Origin of the sequence: Tepidiphilus olei (assembly GCF_006980705.1) — a bacterium.
In the GTDB taxonomy this organism is placed as follows: domain Bacteria; phylum Pseudomonadota; class Gammaproteobacteria; order Burkholderiales; family Rhodocyclaceae; genus Tepidiphilus; species Tepidiphilus olei.
Map to the genome: position 1 here is coordinate 26,419 of NZ_SBHO01000001.1, position 23,876 is coordinate 50,294.

Annotated in this window: 17 protein-coding genes and 2 tRNA genes; 10 read left to right on the top strand and 9 right to left on the bottom strand. The window is 62.2% G+C overall.

Translation table 11 applies throughout. The features are described 5' to 3' along the window. The first annotated feature begins 3 nt into the window (after nucleotides 1-3). From EPD80_RS00155 to ehuA, 7 genes are all read left to right on the top strand, one after another. The gene (locus tag EPD80_RS00155; RefSeq protein ID WP_221928747.1) at nucleotides 4-2,202 is read left to right on the top strand and encodes an acetate--CoA ligase family protein; all 2,199 of its coding nucleotides are present in this window, start codon (nucleotides 4-6) and stop codon (nucleotides 2,200-2,202) included. A gap of 110 nt (nucleotides 2,203-2,312) precedes the next feature. Further along, entirely contained in the window at nucleotides 2,313-3,287 is a 975-nt protein-coding gene (locus EPD80_RS00160; RefSeq protein WP_185955426.1) for a TAXI family TRAP transporter solute-binding subunit, read from the top strand. Nucleotides 3,288-3,315: 28 nt separating this feature from the next. Next, nucleotides 3,316-5,913: a TRAP transporter permease gene (locus tag EPD80_RS00165; RefSeq protein WP_142808487.1), complete on the top strand. Its 2,598-nt coding sequence runs from the start codon at nucleotides 3,316-3,318 to the stop codon at nucleotides 5,911-5,913. Between the two features lie 328 nt (nucleotides 5,914-6,241). Next, entirely contained in the window at nucleotides 6,242-7,162 is a 921-nt protein-coding gene (gene ehuB, locus EPD80_RS00170) for an ectoine/hydroxyectoine ABC transporter substrate-binding protein EhuB (RefSeq protein WP_221928748.1), read from the top strand. 158 nt (nucleotides 7,163-7,320) lie between these two features. Further along, nucleotides 7,321-7,992: an ectoine/hydroxyectoine ABC transporter permease subunit EhuC gene (ehuC, locus tag EPD80_RS00175; RefSeq protein ID WP_142808489.1), complete on the top strand. Its 672-nt coding sequence runs from the start codon at nucleotides 7,321-7,323 to the stop codon at nucleotides 7,990-7,992. Between the two features lie 5 nt (nucleotides 7,993-7,997). Further along, the gene (gene ehuD / locus EPD80_RS00180; RefSeq protein ID WP_142805304.1) at nucleotides 7,998-8,690 is read left to right on the top strand and encodes an ectoine/hydroxyectoine ABC transporter permease subunit EhuD; all 693 of its coding nucleotides are present in this window, start codon (nucleotides 7,998-8,000) and stop codon (nucleotides 8,688-8,690) included. Further along, entirely contained in the window at nucleotides 8,687-9,466 is a 780-nt protein-coding gene (gene ehuA, locus EPD80_RS00185) for an ectoine/hydroxyectoine ABC transporter ATP-binding protein EhuA (RefSeq protein ID WP_142808491.1), read from the top strand. Before ehuD ends, ehuA begins: the two co-directional genes overlap by 4 nt. Nucleotides 9,467-9,720: 254 nt before the next feature. Here the strand turns inward: ehuA and EPD80_RS00190 are convergent. Then, nucleotides 9,721-9,805, bottom strand: a tRNA-Leu gene (locus EPD80_RS00190). Nucleotides 9,806-10,180: 375 nt separating this feature from the next. Between EPD80_RS00190 and rnr the strand changes: the two genes are divergently transcribed. Further along, nucleotides 10,181-12,286, top strand: a complete 2,106-nt coding sequence (gene rnr / locus EPD80_RS00195; RefSeq protein ID WP_390613022.1) for a ribonuclease R — start codon at nucleotides 10,181-10,183, stop codon at nucleotides 12,284-12,286. Continuing rightward, nucleotides 12,283-13,053: a 23S rRNA (guanosine(2251)-2'-O)-methyltransferase RlmB gene (gene rlmB, locus EPD80_RS00200; protein ID WP_142808495.1), complete on the top strand. Its 771-nt coding sequence runs from the start codon at nucleotides 12,283-12,285 to the stop codon at nucleotides 13,051-13,053. The genes rnr and rlmB overlap by 4 nt, the downstream gene beginning before the upstream one ends. Here rlmB and EPD80_RS00205 read toward each other — a convergent pair. The 3 genes from EPD80_RS00205 to EPD80_RS00215 form a co-directional block, all read right to left on the bottom strand. Further along, nucleotides 13,035-16,280, bottom strand: a complete 3,246-nt coding sequence (locus EPD80_RS00205; RefSeq protein ID WP_142808497.1) for a mechanosensitive ion channel domain-containing protein — start codon at nucleotides 16,278-16,280, stop codon at nucleotides 13,035-13,037. The genes rlmB and EPD80_RS00205 overlap by 19 nt on opposite strands. Nucleotides 16,281-16,324: 44 nt before the next feature. Continuing rightward, a tRNA-Thr gene (locus EPD80_RS00210) sits at nucleotides 16,325-16,397 on the bottom strand. 77 nt (nucleotides 16,398-16,474) lie between these two features. After that, the gene (locus tag EPD80_RS00215) at nucleotides 16,475-18,004 is read right to left on the bottom strand and encodes a fumarate hydratase (protein ID WP_142803640.1); all 1,530 of its coding nucleotides are present in this window, start codon (nucleotides 18,002-18,004) and stop codon (nucleotides 16,475-16,477) included. A gap of 178 nt (nucleotides 18,005-18,182) precedes the next feature. On the opposite strand from EPD80_RS00215, the gene acs reads away from it, so the two are divergent. Beyond that, on the top strand, nucleotides 18,183-20,135 hold the full coding sequence (gene acs, locus EPD80_RS00220; RefSeq protein WP_142803639.1) for an acetate--CoA ligase: 1,953 nt from the start codon (nucleotides 18,183-18,185) through the stop codon (nucleotides 20,133-20,135). Nucleotides 20,136-20,300: 165 nt separating this feature from the next. Here acs and rpmG read toward each other — a convergent pair whose 3' ends face one another. The 5 genes from rpmG to EPD80_RS00245 form a co-directional block, all read right to left on the bottom strand. After that, nucleotides 20,301-20,468: a 50S ribosomal protein L33 gene (gene rpmG, locus EPD80_RS00225; protein WP_028874582.1), complete on the bottom strand. Its 168-nt coding sequence runs from the start codon at nucleotides 20,466-20,468 to the stop codon at nucleotides 20,301-20,303. Between the two features lie 20 nt (nucleotides 20,469-20,488). Continuing rightward, nucleotides 20,489-20,725 (bottom strand): 50S ribosomal protein L28, encoded by a 237-nt coding sequence (gene rpmB / locus EPD80_RS00230; RefSeq protein ID WP_142803638.1) that lies wholly within the window; start codon nucleotides 20,723-20,725, stop codon nucleotides 20,489-20,491. A 93-nt stretch (nucleotides 20,726-20,818) separates the two neighbouring features. After that, the gene (locus tag EPD80_RS00235) at nucleotides 20,819-21,214 is read right to left on the bottom strand and encodes a GtrA family protein (protein WP_221928750.1); all 396 of its coding nucleotides are present in this window, start codon (nucleotides 21,212-21,214) and stop codon (nucleotides 20,819-20,821) included. Further along, a complete protein-coding gene (locus EPD80_RS00240; RefSeq protein WP_142803637.1) occupies nucleotides 21,211-22,788 on the bottom strand; it encodes an ArnT family glycosyltransferase in 1,578 nt (525 codons plus the stop codon). Before EPD80_RS00240 ends, EPD80_RS00235 begins: the two co-directional genes overlap by 4 nt. 56 nt (nucleotides 22,789-22,844) lie before the next feature. Further along, entirely contained in the window at nucleotides 22,845-23,834 is a 990-nt protein-coding gene (locus EPD80_RS00245; protein ID WP_206673364.1) for a glycosyltransferase family 2 protein, read from the bottom strand. Nucleotides 23,835-23,876: the final 42 nt, after the last annotated feature.

Sequence of the window (23,876 nt, forward strand, 5' to 3'; positions counted from 1 at the left end):
CCGATGAATCAGCCTGAGATGCCGTCCGTCGTGTGCAGCGACGCTTCTTCCGACCCGCTCGAGCCTCTGTTCTTCCCTCGGGCGGTGGCCGTGGTGGGGGCGTCCGCCGTCGCAGGGAAACGGGGCTACAAAGCCGTGCAGGGGTTGATCGAGGCAGGCTATCGTGGCGCCATCTATCCCATTCATCCGCGCGAGGAGATGATCCTCGGACGGCGCTGTTACCGCAATGTCGAAGAACTTCCCGATGAGGTCGATTTGGCGGTGATTTGCACCCCGGCCGCCACCGTTCCCGGCTTGGTGGAAGAATGCGGCCGCAAGGGCATCAAAGGGGTGGTGGTCATCGCCGGAGGCTTTCGTGAAAGCGGTCCGGATGGTGAGCGTCTCGAAGAGGCTTTGCTGGCGGCAGCGCAGAAGCATGGTGTGCGCGTGATCGGCCCCAATACCTCCGGCATGTTCAACCTGACCATCGGACTCGACTTGCTGGGTTTGCGGGGGGTGCGTCCAGGACATGTCGCTTTCATCTCGCAGTCGGGCAACATGCTGCTCTCGCTCGTGCTCGAGGCCCAATACCACGGGGAATTGGGATTTTCCATCTACGTTGGCCCAGGAAACCAGACCGATCTGGGTTTCAACGATTACTTGCGTTTTCTGGGTCGCGAATCCCACACGCGGGTCGTGACGATGTACGTCGAGGGGTTCCGCTCAGGGCAGCGCTTTCTCGAGATCGCGCGCGCCGTGTCGCGCCACAAACCGGTCGTGGTCTATAAGTCTGGCGCAACCGAAGCCGGCAAGGTAGCGGCGCGCTCGCATACGGGGGCGCTGGCGGGAAGCTATTCGATGACGGTCGATCTATTGCGTCAAGCCGGCGTGTGCCTGGTGCAGCAATCGGACGAGATGCTGCCGGTGGCCGAGGGGTTGGCGGCCTGGAATGCAGCGCCTGGGTCGCGCGTGGCGGTGCTCTCCGACGGTGGGGGGCAGGCCACGATCGCCGTCGACCGTCTGGTCGAAGCCGGTCTGTCGCTGGCCCCGCTCGAAGAAGGGACGGTAAGGCGGCTTGCGTCCATTCTTCCCCCCCAGGCCTCCCTGCGCAATCCGATCGACGTGGCGGGTGCCTCCGACGACAATCCTGCCATTCTTGCGGAGTGTCTCTCCATCCTCGCCCAGGATGACAACGTCGATGCACTCCTGCTGGTCGGCATGTTCGGAGGCTATGCCATTAGATTCGGCGAGCAGCTCATGGGTAATGAGATGCGCTGTGCCGAAACCTTTGCTGAATGGCGGAATAAACACGAAAAACCCTTGGTGGTGCATAGCCTCTATGCGCCCATCAAACCCCCGGCGGTGCGGCGCCTACGCGAGGCGGGGTTGCCGGTATATGCCTCGATCGAGCATTCCGTTCGGGTGTTGCAGGCCCTGGCCGAGCGTGGCCATCATTTGCGCCGTTGCTCCGAACCGGATGCGCGACACGTGTCACCCCAGCCCTGTGTGAGAGAAGTCTTCTTGCGCGCGGCCCAGGAGGGGCGCAATCCTTATGAGCACGAAGCCAAAGTGGCTCTGGCCGCGCATGGCATCGCCGCCGGAGAGTCGGTGCTCATGCGCGCGCCCGAGCACGTCGAGCAGGTACTCGAACGTTTCGGGGACCGCCCGCTCGCCCTCAAGATCGTCTCTCGCGACATCCTGCACAAAAGCGATGCCGGTGGCGTTCGGCTGGACGTGCGGGGGCGGGAGGCCATCGTCGAATCGTACGAGAGCATCCTCGCGTCGTGCCGGGCGTACGCGCCCAAGGCGGACCTCCATGGGGTTCTCGCCATGCCCATGGCGCCCAAAGGGGTGGAGGTGATCATCGGGATGGTGCGCGATCCCGTCTTTGGCCCGGTGATGATGTTCGGCTTGGGCGGGATCTTCGTCGAGGTGCTCAATGACGTAGCTTTCCGTGCCGTTCCCATGACGCGTGACGACGCCGAATCCATGCTGCGGCAGCTACGCGGGAACAAATTGCTGCACGGCGTCCGGGGACTGCCGCGTGTCGATGAGGCGCGCGTGGTCGATTTGCTGCTCCAGGTGGCCGATTTCGTGCGGGCGTACCCCGAAATCTCGGAGCTCGACCTCAACCCCGTGATCGTGCATGAGCAAGGCTATGCGATCGCAGATGCTCGCTTCTTGCTCAACCCGAACGTACTGCCGCTCGAAGGAGAAGAGTAGGGGGATAGACAGTCGAAACACGCTCCGGTGCGGGTTTTCCCGAACTGGCGCCATGCGCTTCTACGCACTAGACTCGAAAAAACGCAGATTCATCACAGGAGGAGTACGCCATGAAAGGTATCAAAACGATGGGCGCCATCCTGGCGCTGGGGTTGGCGAGCTTGAGTGCGCCTCCGGTCGTGGCGCAGCAAAAATTCGTCACCATCGGTACCGGTGGGGTCACGGGGGTGTACTATGCCGCCGGCGGGGCTATTTGCCGCTTGATGAACAAGGACCGGGCTCAGCATGGATACCGTTGCTCGGTCGAAAGCACGGGGGGATCGGTCTATAACGTCAACACCATCCGGACGGGTGAGCTCGATTTCGGGGTAGTACAGTCCGATTGGCAGTATCACGCTTATCATGGCAGCAGCTCGTTCAAGGACGCCGGACCTTTCCAGGACTTGAGGGCAGTGTTCTCTCTGCACCCCGAGCCGCTCACGCTGGTGGTTCGTCCCGAAATCGATGCAAAGAAAGGGTTGGAAGCCATCAAGGGTAAACGCGTCAATATCGGTAACCCGGGGTCGGGGCAGCGCGCCACGGTCGACGTGTTGCTCCAGGCATTGGGATGGAAGTATTCCGATTTTTCCCTCGTCTCGGAGCTCAAACCCGATGAGCATGGTCCGGCGTTGTGTGACAACAAGATCGATGCCTTCTTCTTCGTCGTTGGGCATCCGAGCGCCAACATCCAGGATCCCCTCGCCACGTGTAATGCCAAACTCGCGAATGTCACGGGCCCGGCGGTCGACAAGCTCCTGGCCGAGGCGCCCTATTATGCGAAGGTCGAAATTCCCGCTGGTCTGTATCCCAATCACCCTGAACCCGTGCCCACGTACGGCGTGCTTGCCACGCTCGTGACTTCGGCCAAAGTGCCCGATGAAGTGGTCTATACGCTGGTGAAGACGGTATTCGAGAACTTCGAGGAGTTCAAGAAACTCCATCCGGCTTTCGGCCATCTGGAGCCGGGGCACATGGTCAAGGACGGCTTGTCGGCGCCGCTTCATCCTGGTGCGTTGAAGTACTACCGCGAAAAAGGCTGGCTCTGATCCCGGGGCATCGACGATGCGATCGGGGATGAAAGAGGGGCGACGGCAGCCTCTGGATGAGCCGGGTCTGCCCGACGAGGCGCTGCGCGAGCTCATCGCCGAGGCCGATACGGGGCGGCGGCAGCCGGCGGGTTGGCAGGGGTGGGTGCTCACGCTGCTGGCGCTCGCCTGGTCGCTGTTTCAGTTGTGGTACGCCTCCCCTTTGCCGTTTTTACTCGACGTCGGCATCTTCAATGACACCGAGGCCCGGTCCATCCATCTCGCCTTTGCCATCGCGCTGGCTTTTCTGGCCTATCCGGCCTTGAAGCGATCACCCCGCGATCACGTTCCACTCTTCGATTGGGGATTGGCTCTGGCCGGCATGGCCTGTGCCGGCTACATCGCGTTCTTTTATCGTGAATTATCTACCCGCCCGGGTTTGCCTTCGCCGATGGACATGACGGCTGCCGTGGTCGGGCTGGCCTTGCTGCTCGAAGCGGCACGTCGCTCGCTGGGTTGGCCTTTGACGCTGCTTGCGCTCATTTTCCTCGGCTATGTCTTCCTCGGTCCCTATATGCCCGATGCAATCGCGCATCGGGGGGCTTCGCTCGCCAAGGGGATGAGCCACTTCTGGCTCACCACCGAAGGGGTGTTTGGCGTGGCTCTGGGCGTGTCGACCAGTTTCATCTTCCTCTTCGTGCTCTTCGGCGCCATGCTGGAGACGGCCGGCGCCGGAGGGTATTTCATCGCCGCGGCCATCTCCCTGTTGGGACGATTCCGCGGAGGACCGGCCAAGGCGGCGGTGGTGGCTTCGGCCTCCACGGGCATCATTTCCGGCTCGTCCATCGCCAACGTCGTCACGACCGGAACCTTCACCATCCCGTTGATGAAACGCGTAGGCTATCCGCCCAAGAAGGCTGCGGCCGTGGAAGTGGCCGCCTCGGTCGATGGGCAGATCATGCCCCCCGTGATGGGTGCGGCGGCCTTTCTGATGACCGAGTACGTGGGCATTCCTTACATCGAAGTGCTCAAGCATGCTTTCTTGCCGGCGGTATTGTCCTACCTCGGCCTGTTTTATCTGGTGCATCTGGAGGCCGTTCGCCATGGTATCGAGGGATTGCCGGCGCGCACCTTGACGCCTTGGCAGCAACGCCTGCTACGTGCCGTCATGGCGTTCGCCGGAATCGTGATCCTGGCGGGCGTGGTCGTGTGGGGGCTTGGGTGGATCAAGGCGCTGTGGCCCCAGGGCTCGTTTTTCGTCGTCTCGGTATTGATGTTTTTCCTCTATCTCGCGCTGGTTCGTCTGGCTGCGCGTATGCCGCCGCTTCCGTTCGACGATCCCAAGGCGGAAATCACCGAGTTGCCCGAAGCGCGAAAGACGATTCCGGCCGGGCTGCATTACCTTTTGCCGGTGGCGATGCTGATCTGGAATCTCATGGTGGAGCGCCTCTCGCCGGGATTGGCCGCCTTCTGGGCGCTTACCTACCTCATCTTCATCATCCTGACCCAGCGTCCGCTCTATGCCTTCTTTCGTGCGGAAGGGTGCTATGGCGCGTCCCTCGCCGAAGGACTGCGCGATCTGTGGATGGCCATGGTGGGCGGGGCGCGCAACATGGTGCCGATCGCCATCGCTACGGCATCGGCCGGGATCATCGTGGGGACGGTCACCCTCACCGGCATCGGTCTGGTGCTCACCGAGGTGATCGAGATGCTTGCCGGCGGCAATTTGTTGTTGCTGCTGTTGTTGGTGGCTCTCATCTGTATGATTTTGGGCATGGGTCTTCCCACCACGGCCAATTACATCGTGGTCTCGACGCTCATGGCGCCGGTGGTGGTGGAGGTGGGGGGGCAGAATGGCCTGGTGGTGCCGCTCATCGCCGTGCATATGTTCGTCTTCTATTTCGGATTGATGGCCGACGTGACTCCTCCCGTGGGTCTGGCCTCGTACGCCGCGGCCGGAATCGCCCGCACAGATCCCATCGCCGTCGGGGTGCAGGCGTTCGTCTATTCCATCCGCACGGCCATTTTGCCGTTCATGTTTCTCTTCAACACCCAGCTCCTTTTGATTGGCGTGGAGAGTTGGACCGGGTTGGTGCTGACGGTGGCCGCAGGGGTGACGGCGATGATGGCATTCGTCGCGGCCATGCAAGGGTGGTTTTTTGCGCGCAATCGATGGTGGGAAGCGGGTTTGCTCTTGTTGGTGGCTTTTACCCTGTTGCGTCCAGGATTCTGGATGGATCGCCTCGTGCCGCCCTATACCGAAGTGCCCGCCGTCGAGCTCGAACGGGTGGTGACCTCTCTTCCCGCAGGCGCCTCGCTGCGACTGTTCGTGGAGGGGGTGAATCTGGAAGGAGCCGAAGTGCGCCGAGGGGTGATCCTTCCCTTGGGAGAGCCGAGCGAGAATGCCCGCGACCGCCTGCGCTCGGTCGGCATTCGGGTGATGCCACTGGGGGATCGGTGGCAGATCGTCGGCGTGGAGTTCGGCTCCTTGGCGGCGAAATTCGGCTTGGAGCCGGGGTTGTCCATTTCTCACGTGGAATTACCCAATCCTGATCGTCCGGCCAAGGAATGGCTCTACTTGCCGGCGTGGGCCGCGATGCTCGCCCTGATGGGGTGGCAAAGGCGGCGTCCGCAGCCGAGTCGGTGAGGCAGGGCTAGCCGGGTATTTTTCAACGCTTCGATCGTCCTGCTACGCGGTTTGATGAAGGCTGGGGGCCGGCTACGGTCCTCACCCATCCACGGGGTAACCTCGCCGAATAAGCGAATGCGCGCACGCACGGCGCCGATGTGCAGGGGGTGCTCGCCCATTTCCCTGTCACGTCTGCCATTATGCCTTCCATGTACTTCGCCTTGCCTTTGCCCGCGAAGTGGTTTTTTGTTATCCGATGTATCTCCATTGAAAATATCATGTTCAATATATATCAAATATTGGTTTGACATAAAAATATATTTTGTCCATTGATTTTCAATGTGTTATGAATTACAATGATAAAACATTCCCTTTGAAGTTGGGTGGGTTGATGATGAAAGTGAATTCAAAAGGCATTTTCCGCGTTCTGCTCGTCTTCTGTTTTTCCCTGTTGTCATTGGTCATGTACGATGCCCGCGCGGCTTCGCTCGAAGAGATCAAGGCGCGTGGGGTAATCCGCATCGCCGTGGCCAATGAAATTCCTTATGGATACATCGACATCGATGGCCAGGCCAAAGGGGCCGGTCCCGACGTGGCCAAAGTGTTGGTGGAACAACTGGGGATCGAGCAGATCGAGTGGGTAGGTACGGCGTTCAGTTCGCTCATTCCCGGGCTCAAAGCAGGTCGCTTCGATATGGTCGCCGCTGAGATGGCGATCCTGCCGCAACGCTGTCAGGAGGTACTCTTCTCCAACCCGAATAGTTCTTATGGAGAAGGGTTGTTGGTAAAGAAAGGCAATCCGAAAAAATTGTACTCCTATGAAGACATCGTGGCCAGGCGAGGAGTCAAGGTGGCCATCATGGCCGGAGCAGATCAGCTCGAGATGTTCCAAAAGCTCGGTCTGCCCGAGAAGCGTATCGTCACCATCGCCAGCAATGCGGATGCCATTTCCACGGTGGTTACCGGTCGTGCCGACGCCTACGCTGCTACCAGCTTGACCGTGGCCAATTTGGCTGACAAGAGCAAGGCCGTGGAGCGCGTGAAAGCGTTCAAAGATCCGGTCATCGACGGAAAGCCGGTACGTAGCTGGGGTGGGTTCGTGTTCGCCAAGGGTAACGAGGAACTGCGCGACGCCATCGATGAGCAACTGGCGCAGTTCAAGCAGACGGAAGCGTGGCGTGAGATCCTGCTCGGCTATGGGTTCGGCGAGAATGATCTTGATCATTCGTTCGATCACACGGCCGAGGAGCTGTGCGCCGCGCCCTGATCGCTTTCCGAGGAGACGTGGAAGCGAGCGTGCTCCTCGAGCCATGGGCGCTGGATTGGGGCGCAATCCTGGCGGCTGAGCAGGCTGGCGAGCGAAGCGATCGGTACGGACCATGAGATCTTGGGGCGCACTGGCGCACTGATTCGGGGAGAATCGACGTGGAATGGACGCGCTACATCGACCCTCTGCTTCAGGGATGCTGGGTGACGATTGAGCTCACCGTGTATTCCACCATCCTGGGTACCTTGCTGGCTTTTGGCGCCGGTATGGGAAAGCTGTCGCACAATCCGTTGATCAAGGCTCTGAGCGTCACTTATATCGAAGTCTTCCGCGGTACGTCGCTGCTGGTACAGCTCTTCTGGCTGTATTTTGCCCTGCCGCTACTCGGTGAGCTCATTGGCCTCGATCTTCGTTTCCATCCGGTCACCGTCGGGGTGCTGGCCCTGGGGCTGAACATTGGGGCTTATGGGGCGGAGGTCGTCCGGGGAGCGGTGCAATCGGTGCCACGTACGCAGTACGAGGCGGCAAAAGCGCTCAACTTTACGCGCACTCAGACCTTGTGGCGTATTGCCCTGCCGCAGGCGTTACCGGAGATGATGCCGCCTTTCGGCAATTTGGCGGTGCAGAATCTCAAGGATACAGCGCTCGTGTCACTCATCAGTCTGGGAGATTTGGCTTTTCGTGCCGAACAGTTGCGTAATCTTACCCAGGACAGCACCACCATCTATACCATGGTGCTTTTCATGTACTTTGGGATGGCCTTGGTGCTGGCTGCGTTGATGGGATTGCTCGAGCGCCACGTTGGTCGCTGGCGGCATCGGAGGAGATGAGCGCCATGCTTTTCGGAATAGAATGGGATACGAGCACTTCTTGGGCGTTTGCCTGGTCCATCCTGCCAATTTTGCTGCGCGGAATGGTCGTGACGATCCAAGCCTCGTTGCTGGGATTCTTCGTGGCTTTGGGGCTGGGCTTGCTGTTGGCGTCCCTCAAAGGGGTGCCTCTGAAAATCATTGCTTGGCCGGCTGCGTTCATCACCGAATTCTTGCGTGATACGCCGCTACTCATCCAGCTCTTCTTTCTTTACTACGTCTTGCCTGATTATGGCATCGTGTTGCCCGCGTTTCTCACGGGGGCGCTGGCCTTGGGAGTGCAATATAGCGCCTATACGGCGGAAGTGTATCGAGCGGGTATTCAGGCCGTGCCGCGAGGGCAGAAAGAGGCGGCCCGGGCACTCAACCTTTCCGAAAGGCTCACCTTTATCCATGTGATTCTGCCGCAAGCGGTCGTGCGTATCGTGCCGGCAATGGGGAATTATCTCGTCTCGATCATGAAAGACGTGCCGGTGCTGTCCGTGGTCACCGTGCTCGAAATGCTCAACGTCGCCAAGATCATCGGTGATCGCACCTTCAATTACCTCATTCCGCTCACCATGGTGGGGGCGCTCTATCTCCTCTTGACGCTCGTTGCTGCTTGGGGGGTGCGTGTGCTCGATACCCGTCTGCCAAAAAGAGGGATTCCGTTGAAATGAACGAACCTATCATCCGCTGCGAAGGGGTCGTCAAACGCTTTGGCGAGCTCACCGTGCTCGATCACCTCGATTTCACAGTCGATCCCGGCGAGAAAGTGACCATCATCGGCCCTTCCGGCTCGGGCAAGTCGACCGTGCTGCGCGTTCTCATGACGCTGGAGCGGATCAACGAAGGGGTGGTCTATGTCGATGGGGAGCCATTGTGGCACGAGCAGGGAGCGAAAGGGCTCGAGCCGGCCAGCGAGGCCCATCTGCGAAAGATGCGTCAGAAGATGGGGATGGTTTTCCAGCATTTCAATCTGTTCCCGCACATGACGGTGCTGCGCAACCTCACCGAAGCGCCCCGCTACGTGCTTGGTCTGTCGCCACGGGAGGCGCGCCAGCGCGCCGAGGAATTGCTCGAACTTGTGGGCCTGAGCGACAAGGCCGAGGCTTTTCCCTCGCAGCTCTCGGGCGGACAGCAGCAGCGCGTGGCAATCGCGCGTGCCTTGGCCATGCGCCCCAAGATCATGTTGTTCGATGAGCCAACCTCGGCACTCGATCCGGAATTGGTGGGTGAGGTGTTACGAGTCATTCGTAGCTTGGCCGAGGAGCATGAGCTTACGATGCTGCTGGTGACGCACGAGATGGATTTTGCGCGCCGCATTTCCGATCGCGTTTGTTTTTTCGATCAGGGACGCATTCTTGAACAGGGACCTCCCGAGGAGATTTTCAGTTCGCCCAAGGAACAGCGGACGCGCGAATTTCTGCATGCGGTATTGCATCCGGAAGAATGACGGCTCACTCGCACGTGATCCGAATGATGCAGGAGGCCCCGGTCACCGCTGCACGGCGATACGTTGTCCTAGCGATTGATATAAAGAGGCGCCCAGGATGGGCAATGGAGCTCTGTCGGAAGAGGGTGAATCGAGGGTGTCGTGGGGTGGTACGTACCACTAAAAGGTACGGATGATAACCGGTTTCAAATGATCGTCATGGACGGGGGTCAAAGCGAAATTTTTCGTCCAGCGACAGCCGAGAAAAAATGCGGTGGTGCCCAGAAGAGGACTCGAACCTCCACGCCTTGCGGCACTGGTACCTGAAACCAGCGCGTCTACCAATTCCGCCATCTGGGCGACGAGATGCGTTATTATAAGCGTGCGGCGCGTGTTGTCAACGCCATGTCGGCGTGAGCGCCTGCCGCGTACGCATGCAAGGACTTCCGATTCTCGATGAGCAAAACGTCAAAGAAAAAACCACAGCAACTTCCCGCCGATTCACCTTCTTCTTCCCGTCGGCGGCGATCACCCGCCGCTTTGCTGTCTGCGCCAACGGCTGTGGAGCCGGCGTCACCCTCTTCTGCGATCATCGAGTCGACGGCCGTGCCCACGCCCGAGGTGAGCGAGCGTCGTCGGCGTGATCCCTATTTCGCCCGTGAGGCGGCCAAATATGGGCATCCTTTGCCCAGCCGGGAATACATTCTTCAGGTGCTTACCGAGGCAGGTCGCCCCATGCGCTGGAGCGAGCTCGTGGAGGAGCTCGACATTGCCCCTCACGAGTTCGAACTCTTCGAACGGCGGCTGCGCGCGATGGAGCGCGACGGGCAGATCCTGCGTAATCGCCGCGGGGCTTATCTCCTACCGGAAAAGGCCGACCTCATTCGCGGTCGCGTCCAGGGGCATCCCGACGGATTCGGTTTCCTGATCCGCGACGATGGGGGCGAAGACATCTTTCTCGGTCCCAAGGAAATGCGTCAGGTACTGCACGGCGATCGGGTGATCGTGCGCATCTCCGGTATCGACCGGCGTGGACGGCCCGAAGGGAAAATCGTCGAAGTGCTCGAGCGGGCCAACCAGAAAGTGGTGGGGCGCGTGCTCGTTGAGCATGGGGTCACTTTGGTGGTGCCCGAGGACAAGCGTATCGCCCAGGACATCCTCGTCGCGCCGGGGGGTAAAAAGGCCAAACCGGGGCAGGTGGTGGTGGTCGAGCTCATCGAGCAGCCGACGAAATACGCCCAACCGATCGGGCGGATCGTCGAGATATTGGGCGATTACGACGATCCCGGTATGGAGATCGAAATCGCGTTGCGTAAGTTCGACTTGCCGTTCGAATGGCCGCGCGAGGTGCGCGAGGAGGCGAAGCGCTTGCCCGATGTGGTGCGCCCCAAGGACTTCGCCGGGCGGGTGGACTTGCGTGAATTGCCACTCGTGACCATCGATGGCGAGGACGCCAAGGATTTCGACGATGCGGTTTATTGCGAACCTCAGGGCAAAGGGTTTCGGTTGATCGTGGCGATCGCCGATGTCTCGCACTACGTGCGGCACGGCTCGGCACTCGATGGCGAAGCGTTCAATCGCGGCAACTCGGTCTATTTTCCGCGCCGGGTCATTCCCATGCTGCCGGAGAAACTGAGTAACGGTTTGTGTTCCCTCGTGCCGCGCGAAGATCGACTGTGCATGGCCTGCGACATGATCGTGAGCGCGTCGGGAAAGGTGCAGCGCTATCGTTTCTATCCGGCCGTAATGCATTCCCACGCCCGCCTCACGTACACCGAAGTCGCCGCTGCGCTCTATGAAGGCACGGAAGAGGTGCGTATCAAGCTCGGCGAGCTTCTGCCGCATCTACAGCACCTGGATGCCGTCTTCCGTGTGCTTTTGAAAGCACGGCGCCAGCGCGGGGCGATCGACTTCGAGACGATGGAGACGCGTATCGAGTTCGACGAGAACGGCAAGATCGCGCGCATCGTGCCGCTCGTGCGCAACGACGCGCACCGCTTGATCGAGGAGTGCATGCTCGCGGCCAACGTCTGTGCGTCCGATTTCCTCGCTGAACACGACCATCCCACGCTCTACCGTGTGCATGAGCCGCCGGCACCGGAGAAAGTGGCGGCGTTGCGTGATTTCCTCGCCGGGTTCGGGATCGAGTTGCCCGGGGGCGACGAGCCCACACCCAAGGACTATGCCAAAGTGCTGGAAAGGATCCAGCGGCGGCCGGATGCTCCATTGTTGCAGATGGTGATGCTGCGCTCGCTCAAACAGGCCGTGTATACGCCAGAGAATCGCGGTCACTTCGGGCTTGCGTACGAGGCCTATGCGCACTTTACTTCGCCCATCCGTCGCTATCCCGACTTGCTGGTGCACCGCTGCATCAAGGCGGTGCTCGCCGGGTCGCGCTACGAACCCGGCGACTGGAAGGCGATCGGCGAGCACTGCTCGATGACGGAGCGGCGCGCCGACGAGGCCACACGCGAGGTCATCGGCTGGCTCAAATGCTACTTCATGCAAGATAAAGTGGGCGAGATCTATACCGGAGTGGTCACGGCGGTGGTCCCGTTCGGCCTCTTCGTCACCCTCGACGAGCTCTTCGTCGAGGGTTTGGTACACATTTCCGATCTGGGTGAAGATTATTTTCATTTCGACGAGCGCGCGCATGCGCTGGTGGGTGAGCGCACGGGCGTGCGTCACCGCCTCGCCGACCGGGTAAAAGTGCAGGTGGTTCGGGTCGATTTGGCCACGCGCAAGATCGATTTCCATTTCCTGGAGAACCTCAGCCCGGCGCCGGCCCGGCGCGAAGGCAAGACTGAGCGCACGCGCCGCGCCAAGGCCAAGCAGCGATGAAGGAAGAAACCAGACAACGCCGCGCGGTGCCGGGTTTCCACGCGGTCACGACGCTGCTGCGCCATCGTCCCGAGGACGTCGTCGAGCTCTACATCGATCGACAACGGCAGGATGCGCGGATGCGCTCGCTGCTCGAACGTGCGCAACTGGCCGGGGTGCGTGCCGTGCCCGTCGACACGGCGCGGCTCGATGCGATCGCGGGCGGAGGGCGGCACCAAGGAGTGGTCGCCTTCGTCGCCGCGCAAGCGCGGACGCGCTCACTCGAAGAGGTGCTCGACGCGCTCGATCCGACACGGCCGGCGCTCTTCCTCGTGCTCGACGGGGTGCAGGATCCGCACAATCTAGGAGCCTGCCTGCGGGTGGCCGATGGCGCCGGCGTGGATGCGGTGATCGCGCCCAAGGATCGCGCCGCCGGTTTGAGCGCCGCCGCGGTCAAGGTCGCGAGCGGCGCCGCCGACACTGTCCCCTACGTGACGGTGACGAACTTGGCGCGGGCGCTGCGCACGCTCAAGGAGGCAGGGGTGTGGGTGGTGGGCGCGGCGGGCGAGGCGCAGAAGTCGCTCTACGAGTGCGACCTCGCCGGGCCCGTGGCCTGGGTGCTCGGGGCTGAAGGGGAAGGTCTGCGGCGGCTCACGCGCGAGCTGTGCGACGAACTCGTGCGCATCCCCATGCTCGGCGCCGTCGAGAGTCTGAACGTGTCGGTGGCCGCCGGCGTGTGTCTCTACGAGACGGTGCGCCGGCGCCTGGCTCAAGACTCCGGAGGCTGAAGTGCGTTTTGCCCGGCAGGGAAAGGTCCCGTTCTTGGCCAGGCGATGTCCCGAATATGCAAGTCGCGTTGCGGGAAGGGGATTTCCACACCGTTCTCCTTGAAGATCCGATCGATTTCCTCGTTGAGGCGGCTCATGATGCCAAGGCGCTGATCGACGTTGGCCACGATTGCCCGGATTTCGAAATCGAGCGAGCTTTCCCCGAATCGGGCGAAGATCACACTGGGGGCAGGATCCGACAGAATGCCTGGGGTGGCTTTGATGGCTTCGAGCAAGAGTGCCTCGATCTGTTTGGGATCGCTGCCGTAGGCTACCCCGATCGTGATGAAGATGCGCGCCAGCGAGTTGCTGAGTGTCCAGTTGGTGACTTGCTCCGTGATCAGTTTCTTGTTGGGCACCAGGATTTCGCGGCGATCGAAATCCTCGATCACCGTGGCGCGGATGGTGAGGCGTCGCACGGTGCCGCTGTCGCTGCCGATGGTGACCAGATCGCCCACACGGACCGGGCGTTCGAAGAGGATGATGAGGCCGGAGACGAAGTTGGCGACGATTTCCTGCAAGCCGAAACCCAGGCCCACGCTCAGGGCGGCGAGGAGCCATTGCAGCTTCGACCATGGCATCCCCAACTGCCCCAAGATGAGAATCAGTCCGATGGTGAAGATGGCGTAGCGCAGTAGTGTCACCAGCGCGTACTTGCTGCCCGCATCCAGCCGTGAGGTGCGTTGTAGAGCCAATTCGAGCAATCCCGGAAGATTGCGTGCTGCCACCCACATCGCCGCAAAACCGATCAGGGCGAGGAGCAAGTCGGCCAGGGTGACTTGCATCGTGACCGCCTCGTTGCCCAGCGCCTCCGTGTAGCGCCACAGCACCCATTCGTCCAGGATACGGGTGGCGGGCAGCAGCGACGACCAGAGGTCGAGCAGGACGAAGACGAGGCCGAGCACGAGGGCGAAATTGAGCAAAGTCAAGGTTTGCCGTTCGGATGCATCGATACGTTCCTGCTGCGTTTCGTCGCCATCCTCGGCGCTGCGGCTCCGTCGGCGTTCGAAACGTTGGAGAAAGAAATCGCGCGCGGCGTGCTGCAGCAGCGCGAACGCGAGCAAGATCCAGAGGGTGGACATGAACCGGACGATCAGGGCCGTGGCGGCGTAGAAGTAACCGGCGCTGGCCAACACCGCGCTCACCAATGGCAGACCCGGCCCAAAGAGGGCAGCGGTCACCCGTATCCAGGTGGGCAGAGGGGTATCGGTCAGCAAGCCCCGGCGAATGTGGAAGATGCGCCACAACAGCCAGGAGAGCAAGAGCATCGATAGAACGAAAGGAATGCGGCCCAGTTCGGTCAGGGGGGCATCGAGTTGGATTTGGTTGAGATAGAGTGCTAGGAATCCCAGCGGTAGCACACCCCAGGCGAATCCTTTCAAGGTATGGTTCAGGCGTTGCAGCACGGGCATTGGCCAGTGATAACGGCTGGCGGCAAGGCCTTTCTTGGGTGAGAAAATTCGCTGCCAGAAGAGCACGTTCCAGGCGAAAGGAGCGATCTGGGTCAAAGCGAGTCCGAATGCATGGGCATTTTCGGCAGGAACACCACTATCGAGGATCATCATGCCGAGAGCGTAGGCGACGAGCGGAAAGGGAAGGGACTGAAGGGCTTCGAGTCCCAAGATGGACAAGATGTCGAGGATCCCGGCGCTGCGGGATTCTTTCCGGTCTTTGCCGAGCAGTCGGTCGAGCCGGGCGTTCAGGCGCGGACGTACGAGCAGGAAAATGAGCCCGAGGCCGAGCAGGGTCCAGGCTTTGGCCGTCGTGTGAAAAACGACGGTTTGCCAGGATGCACGATCGATGAGGGCGGCCGCAAGCGTGAGTATCCCCGAGCCCACCGCAGTGAGTTCGGATAAGGGGGAGTGCCAAAGAGAACGCGTGGTCGGCACCCACATCAGGTGCTGCTCGATGAAGGTGGAGAATTCGTTCACGATGCCGAGTTCGCGAAGGAGCACGGATTCGAGGTCGCCGAGGGCGGCGAGCAGTGCCGGGCGCAGCGCATCGAGCGTCTCGAGCGTCAGGGTTCTCGCCGAGAGCGCTTCGATGATGCTTTTTTCCAGGGGGGAATCCGTTGTTTCTGCCAATCCGAGGAGCTGGCGAGCCCGCTCGCGCGGATCGGCGATCAGGCGTTTGGCTTGACGTAGCTCGAGCTCCAGGAGCTGGACCTCTTCCAGCATCGCGCGTACGGCGTTGAGCTCCTGGCGCAGGGTCACGGGAGCGGGCAGGCGGCTGCGGTATTCGAGAAGTAGGTTGCCCACGGCGGGGCTCAGGCCTTGCTGGGCGATGCGTTTTTTCAGGGAGTCGAGCGACTCTCTGCGCTCTTGATGTTCGCGTTGGAGCGTCGCCTGGCGTTCGCGCACGGTCTGCAAACGCTGGCGCAGGGTCTGGAGGCGTGCTTCCCATTCGCGATTGGTGGCTTCCACGCGCGCGAGCCTTGGGTCGAGCGTGCCGGCATCGACCTGGCTGGTTTCCTGGGTGACTTCGGCCGCTGTACTCTTTTCCAGCGCTTCACGTAACTGGCGCAGGCGGGAGAGCTCGACCTCCAGCCGTTCGATGCGGCGCGATAGCAACACCCGAGAATTCTCGGCCAAGCGGCTCTCTAGCAGGGTCGCGCGGCGTAGGGCTTCTTGGGCTTGGCTGGAGACCAAGGTGGCAAGCGTGAGTGCCTGTTGCACCAAGGGATCATTGCTAGGTAGGGAGGGTAGTGGCGCGGGAGAGGGTGCGGTAGCGGTATCGCGACGTTCCTTGGTTTGTTCGAGATCGGCGAGCTGGGCCTTGAGGAATTCTTGCGTCTGACGCCGTGCCCGCTCTTCCTCGAGGATGCGACGCAAGCGCTCGGCTCGTTCGCTCGGCGTCAAATCGTCGGTGAGCCGCAGGTCGGCAAAGTCGGCAGGGCGGCTGGCGGTCAGTTGCTGCAGTTCGCGCTGCGTCTGCTCGATGAGCTTTTCGGCGAGCGCAGCGCGAATCTCGGCCTGCTGTTTGCGGCTTTGCGCTTCCTGGATGCGGTCGAGCAGTTGCTTGAGCGCGGCGGAGGCATCGGCTGGTAGCGTGTTGCGCTGCAGCGCATCCTGAATCAGAGCAAGTCCCGCCTGCACGGGATCATTGCCGGATTCAGCCGCAAAGGACGGAGAGAGTATGCCGACGAGACAAAAAAGAATGAGAGTGCACAGTCGGCGGGTGAAACGCATGGAGCCTCCCTCGGAACGGGTGCGAGCTCGGTGAGCGGAAAGAATGCCGGCAGCCCGATTCGAACGGGCGACCTACCGCTTACAAGGCGGGTGCTCTACCAGCTGAGCTATGCCGGCGCTGGGGCGGTCCGCCCTGGCACGTAGGCAGGGCGGACGTGAAGGATTATACCGTTCCCCGTCGGAGGGAAGAGGTTTCAGGCGGTGACGGGGATCTTGCCGATCTTGACGCGCCACTCGCGCGGGCCGGTTTCATGCACGTTGTTGCCTTGGCTATCGACGGCCACGGTCACCGGCATGTCGCGCACCTCGAATTCGTAGATCGCTTCCATGCCGAGATCCTCGAACGCGACGACGCGTGCCGCCTTGATCGCCTTGGCGACCAGATAGGCGGCGCCGCCCACGGCCATGAGGTAGGCGGCGCGGTTGTCGCGGATCGCCGCCACGGCCTCGGGGCCGCGCTCGGCCTTGCCGACCATGGCGATGAGGCCCGTCTTCTCGAGCATGAGGCGGGTGAATTTGTCCATGCGCGTGGCGGTGGTGGGGCCGGCGGGGCCGACGACTTCGTCGCGCACCGGATCGACCGGGCCGACGTAATAGATGACCCGGTTGGTGAAATCGACCGGCAAGGGCTCGCCGCGGGCGATCATGTCGGCGATGCGCTTGTGCGCGGCGTCACGCCCGGTGAGGAGCTTGCCGTTCAAGAGCAGGATGTCACCGGCCTTCCAGGAGGCGACTTCCTCGCGTGTGAGGGTGTCGAGATCCACGCGCTTGGCTTTCTTGGTGTCGGGCGTCCAGGTGATCTGGGGCCAATCTTCCAGCCGCGGGGGGTCGAGCTGGGCCGGGCCGCTGCCGTCGAGCGTGAAGTGCACGTGGCGGGTGGCGGCGCAGTTGGGGATCATGGCCACCGGCAGGCTCGCGGCGTGGGTGGGGTAGTCGAGTACCTTGACGTCGACCACCGTGGTGAGCCCACCCAGCCCCTGCGCACCGATACCGAGCGCATTGACCTTGTCGTAGAGTTCGAGCCGCAGGCGTTCGGCGGTGGTGAGCTCCTCGCCGCGCTCGGCGCGTGCTTGCAACTCGTGGATGTCGACGGGGGCCATGAGGGATTTCTTGGCGAGCAGCATGGCTTTTTCCGGCGTGCCGCCGATACCGATACCGAGGATGCCCGGAGGGCACCAGCCCGCGCCCATGGTGGGCACGGTCTTGAGCACCCAGTCGACGAGGGAATCCGAGGGGTTGAGCATGGCGAGCTTGGCTTTGTTCTCCGAGCCGCCGCCCTTGGCCGCGCAGATCACTTCTACTTTATCACCCGGTACGAGCTCGACGTGGACCACGGCCGGGGTGTTGTCGCGCGTGTTCTGCCGCTTGCCGGCGGGGTCGCGCAGCACCGAGGCGCGCAAGGGATTGTCCGGATTGGTGTAGGCGCGGCGTACCCCTTCGTCGATGAGTTCCTGCAGGCTGCGGCGCGTGTCGAAACGCACGTCTTGACCGATTTCGAGAAAGACCGTGGCGATGCCCGTGTCTTGACAGATCGGGCGGTGACCCTCGGCGGCCATACGGGAGTTGGTGAGGATCTGGGCGATGGCATCTTTCGCCGCGGGGCTTTGCTCGCGCTCGTACGCTTCGGCGAGCGCCTTGATGTAATCGACGGGATGATAGTAGCTGATGTATTGGAATGCGTCGGCGATCGATTCGATCAGGTCTTCTTCGCGGATAGTGGTCATCACAGGCTCCCTCGCAGAGTGCGCTATTCTAAAACAGGGTGGGCGCCGACGGAATGACCTTTGCCCTCTTGCCCAGTAAGTCTGATGTAAGATAAAGCCGTTTCAATCAAAGGGTGCCCGGATGGACCGGAGTCTGCGCGGTCCGTTCGAACGAACCATTGAAGAGGGAGATCGACCCATGGCTCAGAAAATGTATTATCCGCCGGAAGAACTCGTCAAAAATGCCGCCGTCTCGGGGATGGAACACTACAAACGGCTCGTGGCCGAGGCGGAAAAGGATTACGAGGGCTATTGGGCCAATCACGCTCGCACGCTCCTCGACTGGAAGAAACCCTTCACCCAGGTGCTCGACGAGTCCAACGCTCCGTTTTACCGCTGGTTCGCCGACGGGATGCTCAATGCCTCCTACAATTGCCTCGACCGGCACGTGGCCGCGGGGCTGGGCGACAAGGTGGCCATCATCTTCGAAGCCGACGACGGCAAGGTCACCAAGGTCACTTATCGCGAGCTGCTCGCGCGGGTGAGCCAGTTCGCCAACGCGCTCAAGTCGCTCGGCGTGAAGAAGGGCGATCGTGTCCTCATCTATCTGCCCATGGGCATCGAAGGCGTGGTAGCCATGCAGGCGTGCGCGCGTATCGGGGCGACCCACTCCGTGGTCTTCGGCGGTTTTTCCGCCCTGGCGCTGCGCGACCGCATCCAGGATGCCGGAGCCACCGTGGTGGTCACGTCCGACGGTCAGTTCCGCGGCGGCAAGGCCCTGCCGCTCAAGGCCATCGTCGAAGAGGCGTTTGCCATGGGCGGGTGCGAATCGGTGCGCCACGTGATCGTCAATAAGCGCACCGGAATGGACATCGAATGGCATCCGGAGCGCGACCTGTGGTGGAGCGAGGTCATCGCCGGCCAGAGCGAGGTGTGCGAGCCCGAGTGGGTCGAGGCCGAACATCCGCTCTTCCTCCTCTACACCTCGGGCTCCACGGGCAAACCCAAAGGCGTGCAGCACTCGACCGGCGGCTATCTCACGCAGGTCGCGCTGACGATGAAGTGGACCTTCGACATCAAGCCGAACGACGTTTTCTGGTGTACGGCCGACATCGGCTGGATCACCGGGCACAGCTACGTCGCCTATGGACCGTTGGCGGTGGGGGCGACGCAGGTGGTGTTCGAGGGCGTGCCGACCTACCCTGACGCGAGCCGTTTCTGGCGTATGATCGAGGCGCACAAGGTCAGCATCTTCTATACCGCGCCCACGGCGATCCGCGCCCTCATCAAGGCGAGCGACGCCACTCCCGAAGTGCATCCGCGCAATTTCGACCTCTCCAGCCTGCGCATCCTCGGCTCGGTGGGCGAGCCCATCAACCCGGCGGCCTGGGAGTGGTATTACAACGAGGTGGGTCACGGACGCTGCCCCATCGTCGATACCTGGTGGCAGACCGAGACCGGGGCCCACATGATCACCCCGCTGCCCGGCGCCACGCCGCTCGTGCCCGGTTCCTGCACGCTGCCTTTCCCCGGCATCATGGCGGCGGTGGTCGACGAGACCGGTACCGAGCTTCCTTGGGGGCATGGCGGGTTCCTCGTCATCAAGAAACCCTGGCCGTCGATGATCCGCACGATCTGGGGCGATCCGGAGCGGTTCAAGAAATCCTACTTCCCCGAAGATTTCAAAGGGAAGTTGTATCTGGCCGGCGACGGGGCGATTCGCGATCCCGAGACGGGCTACTTCACCATCACCGGGCGCATCGACGACGTGCTCAACGTGTCGGGCCACCGTCTGGGCACGATGGAGATCGAATCCGCGCTGGTGGCGCACGAGCTGGTGGCGGAAGCGGCCGTGGTCGGCCGTCCCGACGACATTACCGGCGAGGCGATCGTGGCCTTCGTCGTGCTCAAGCGTCCGCGGCCCCAGGGCGAGGAAGCCAAGCGCCTCGTCAAGGAACTGCAGGATTGGGTGGCCAAGGAGATCGGCCCCATCGCCAAGCCCAAGGAGATCCGCTTCGGCGAGAACCTGCCCAAGACCCGCTCGGGCAAGATCATGCGCCGGCTGCTGCGTCAGCTCGCCAAGGGCGAGGAGATCACGCAGGATACGTCCACGCTGGAAAACCCGGCGATCCTGGAGCAGCTCAAGGGATAATCGAGGAGAAGAAGGACGGGCGGCCTCGAGACCGCCCGCCTCATGGGAGGAGACGAATTACGGCGCCCGCAAGAGGCGCTTTTTTCTTTGGGGAAGAAATGGGAGAGGGAAAAGAAAAAAGCCATCCGCCAGGGGATGGCTTTTGCGGATTCCTTGTGATGCGGCTTACTTGAGCTTGGTTTCTTTGTAGAGCACGTGTTTGCGCGCTTTGGGGTCGTACTTCATCAGCTCGAGTTTTTCCGGGGTGGTGCGCTTGTTTTTCGAGGTGGTGTAGAAATGCCCGGTTCCAGCGGTGGACTCGAGCTTGATCTTCTCGCGGGCGGCCTTGGCCATGATGCACTCCTATCCAGGATTCAGATTTTCTCGCCGCGGGCGCGCAGCTCGGCGAGCACGGCATCGATGCCTTTCTTGTCGATGGTGCGCAGCGCCGCGTTGGAGACGCGCAGTTTCACCCAACGCTCTTCGGCCTCGCTCCAGAAACGGCGATAGTGCAGGTTGGGCAGGAAACGGCGCTTGGTTTTGTTGTTGGCGTGCGAGACGTGGTTGCCGGTCATCGGACGCTTGCCGGTCACTTGACAGACGCGGGCCATGATGGCTCTCCTGGGAATTCTTCAAAGCGCGAAACGATAGCATGAAAACGCATCCGCGGCAAGGTGTCGATGCCAAACGTACGGAGCACGACCTCAGCCGCGTCGGGCGAAGGTCCAGAGGCGGTTTGCGCCGTAATGCCAGAAGAACAGCAGCCCCGTGACGAGGATTTGGGCGAGCAGATAGGGAAGCTGCAACCAGTCGAGGGCGAGCGCCATGCCGGCGACGTTGCCGGTAAAGCCGGTGGCGGCAACGGCGAGGAACTTGGGCAGGGCGACGACGTGGCGCGCGTCGCTGGCGAAGACCCAGCGTCGCGAACCGAGGTAGTTCGTTATGGCGCCGGCCAGGAAACCCAGCGCCGAAGAAGGGAGCGGCCCGAGCGTGTCCGTTTCGACCAGGGCGATCAGCACGGCATAGTGTACCAGGGTGCCGGAGACGCTCACGAGGGCGAAGCGCGACATGCGTACGAGTTCGGCCAGCGGGTTCATCATGGGTCCGCGGCCTCGTGGTCGATGAGCTCAAGGACCGCCAGCGGTGTGCCCAGGCGCTCGATGTGGGCGATTTCCTTGCCGAGCATCGCCTGGTCGCAGTCATCATGGGTGGTGGCGAGGAAGAGTTCGGCGTCGTCCCACGCTTCGGTGATATGGACGTTGGGTGGCAGCCAGGGTTCGATCTGGAAACCTTCTGCGCAATAGGCGAGCGCCCAGTCTTTGCCGGGAGGTTGTTTGGCGACCCAATCGGCGAGTACGGGCAACAAGGCTCGGGTGGCGTCGCTCCAGTAATCCATTTCCCAACGGTGCTTGGCGCCGGCTAGTCCCCGGGCGAGGTGGTTGTAGTAGAGGTGCTGATAGGGGTGCAGCCGTGCTAGGGTGACGAGATCGTCGGCGGCCGAGAGGACGAGCAGGGCGGCAAGGAGCAATGCGCCATGGCGGCGGCGCAGGGAGATCTCGGTCAGGGGGCGATGGAGTGCCGCGAGCGTGCTTTGCCAGCCCCAGCACGCGAGCAGGGCGAACCACGGGACGAGGAAGAGGAAGTGGCGCAGGCCGTTGTAGAGCGGCGGTCTGCCGATGATGACATAGGCGAGCACGAAGGCGAGCGCGAACAGCAGCGGCCACAGACGAGGGGATTCCTTGATGCGCCGCCCGTGGGCGAGCGCGAGCACGGTGCCTAGAAGCACGAATTCCGGCAGTCGCACGAGGAGGTACTTGGGTAAATAGAGACGCGAGACTTTGGCGTTTTCCACGCGCTCGCCGTCTTCCCAGGTATAGAGGTCGAAGGCGAAGTGCGAGAACTTGGTGAGCGCTTGCCAGACGTGATCCCAGCTCATTACCGACCAGGGCCAGAAAAAAGCCATGAGCGCGAGCGCGAGTGCGATGCCTGGCACGAGGCGCACGAGGAGCGCCGTGAAGAGCCGCGGCCAGGAGGGCAGTAAGCGGCGGCGCGGCCACCATGCGAGCAGGAGGGCCGCACCGAGAAAACCGAAGGCGAGCACGCCGCCCACCCGCAATCCGATCGCGGCTCCGGTGGCGAGCCCCCACAAAAGCACGTGGCGCCAACGCGGTACGGGAATCTCGTCGGCGATGCGGCTCGTGTAGTAGAGCGACCACAGCATGGCCGCGGCAAAAGGGACGTCCTTGGTGTGGGTGAAGATCGCGCCGGAGAAGACCCCGCTGCCCATCGTGGCGGCGAGCGCCGCCGTCCCCAGCCAGGCTCCTCCCAGGAAACGCCCGAAACGTGCCGCGCCCAGAAATGCCAGGGCGCCGAAAGCGGCGGTGAGGAGATGCCGTAATGGCCACCAGTCGATGCCGAAGGCCATGGTGATCCAAGCCGCGGGCAGATCGAAGAGACCTCCGTACAGATAGAGATTACTGAAGTCGAGGAAGGTCTTGTCGGCAAGTCCGCTCCTGTAGTAGGCCACGAGCAGTTCGCCGTAGATGTGCTGTACCCATTCGTCGTTGCTCGGTGCGTGGCGGTCGTAACCGTCGAAGACGTACCAGGCGAAAACGAGCCACAGGAGGAGTGAGAGGCTGCGCGGGGTGAGCAAGCGCTGCAAGAGGAGGCGCATCGGGGATGAACTCGGCACGGAATCGTGCAATCGGATGGGGTGAAGTGGCGAAAGGTTCAACGCGGCGGCGAAGGGGGTTCGGCGAGTTCGTCGGGCAGGTTGACGGTGCGCCCGATGAGGTAGAGCGGCCGGCGTTTGACTTCCTCGAAGACCCGGCCGAGATATTCGCCGAGTACGCCCAGGCTGACGAGCTGCACCCCCGAGAGAAAGAGCGTGGCGACCATGAGCGAGGCGTAGCCGGGCACGTCGCGCCCGAAAAGGAGCGTGCGCACCACCAGCCACAGACCATAGACCACCGAGGCGAGCGCCAGGAGCGCGCCGATCGAGGACCAGACGTACAAGGGGACCGTGGTAAAGGAGACCATGCCGTCGATGGCATAGCGCCAGAGTTTGCGCAGCGACCAGCGGGAGGTGCCGGCGTGGCGCTCGGCGGGCCGGTAGGGAATGGTGACCTGCTCGAACCCCACCCAGTTCGCCAGCCCTTTGAGGAAACGCTTGCGTTCGGGCAGGAGATTCAGGGCTGCCACCACGCGTCGGTCGAAGAGGCGAAAATCGCCCCCGCCCGGTGTGAGGGCGATTTCGGAGATACCGCGATAGAAACGGTAGAAGGCGAGCGAGAGCCAGCGGCGCAAGGGGGAGTCGGTGTCCCGGTCGGTGCGCACGGCCGTGACGATGGCCGCTCCGGCGCGCCAGCGCTCGAGCATCTGGGGAATGAGTTCGGGCGGATGTTGCAAGTCGGCGTCCATGATGACGGCGGCCCGTCCGGCGACGCGATGCAGCCCCGCGGCCATGGCGGCTTCCTTGCCGAAGTTGCGCGCAAACCGCACGCCCTTGACGCGGGCATCGGCTTCGCCGAGCCGCTCGATGACCGCGAAGCTCTCATCGCGGCTACCGTCGTCGACGAGGATCAATTCCCAGGAGAGCGCGAGTGCATCGAGCACGTCCTTGAGCCGTTCGTACAAAACCGGTAACGATGCCGCTTCGTTATACACGGGTACAATCACGCTCAGTTCGACCGGGGTCGGCGGTGCGGAGGCGGGAATCACGGCTATCGGCTCCTGTCGTCAGCGAATCGTAACGGGATGCAA

Bases quoted from the DNA above. Each gene is read 5' to 3' on its own strand.
- EPD80_RS00155 (WP_221928747.1), top strand. From the start codon at position 4: ATGAATCAGCCTGAGATGCCGTCCGTCGTGTGCAGCGACGCTTCTTCC.
- EPD80_RS00160 (WP_185955426.1), top strand. From the start codon at position 2,313: ATGAAAGGTATCAAAACGATGGGCGCCATCCTGGCGCTGGGGTTGGCG.
- EPD80_RS00165 (WP_142808487.1), top strand. From the start codon at position 3,316: ATGAAAGAGGGGCGACGGCAGCCTCTGGATGAGCCGGGTCTGCCCGAC.
- ehuB (WP_221928748.1), top strand. From the start codon at position 6,242: ATGAATTACAATGATAAAACATTCCCTTTGAAGTTGGGTGGGTTGATG.
- ehuD (WP_142805304.1), top strand. From the start codon at position 7,998: ATGCTTTTCGGAATAGAATGGGATACGAGCACTTCTTGGGCGTTTGCC.
- ehuA (WP_142808491.1), top strand. From the start codon at position 8,687: ATGAACGAACCTATCATCCGCTGCGAAGGGGTCGTCAAACGCTTTGGC.
- rnr (WP_390613022.1), top strand. From the start codon at position 10,181: ATGCGCTGGAGCGAGCTCGTGGAGGAGCTCGACATTGCCCCTCACGAG.
- rlmB (WP_142808495.1), top strand. From the start codon at position 12,283: ATGAAGGAAGAAACCAGACAACGCCGCGCGGTGCCGGGTTTCCACGCG.
- EPD80_RS00205 (WP_142808497.1), bottom strand. From the start codon at position 16,280: ATGCGTTTCACCCGCCGACTGTGCACTCTCATTCTTTTTTGTCTCGTC.
- EPD80_RS00215 (WP_142803640.1), bottom strand. From the start codon at position 18,004: ATGACCACTATCCGCGAAGAAGACCTGATCGAATCGATCGCCGACGCA.
- acs (WP_142803639.1), top strand. From the start codon at position 18,183: ATGGCTCAGAAAATGTATTATCCGCCGGAAGAACTCGTCAAAAATGCC.
- rpmG (WP_028874582.1), bottom strand. From the start codon at position 20,468: ATGGCCAAGGCCGCCCGCGAGAAGATCAAGCTCGAGTCCACCGCTGGA.
- rpmB (WP_142803638.1), bottom strand. From the start codon at position 20,725: ATGGCCCGCGTCTGTCAAGTGACCGGCAAGCGTCCGATGACCGGCAAC.
- EPD80_RS00235 (WP_221928750.1), bottom strand. From the start codon at position 21,214: ATGATGAACCCGCTGGCCGAACTCGTACGCATGTCGCGCTTCGCCCTC.
- EPD80_RS00240 (WP_142803637.1), bottom strand. From the start codon at position 22,788: ATGCGCCTCCTCTTGCAGCGCTTGCTCACCCCGCGCAGCCTCTCACTC.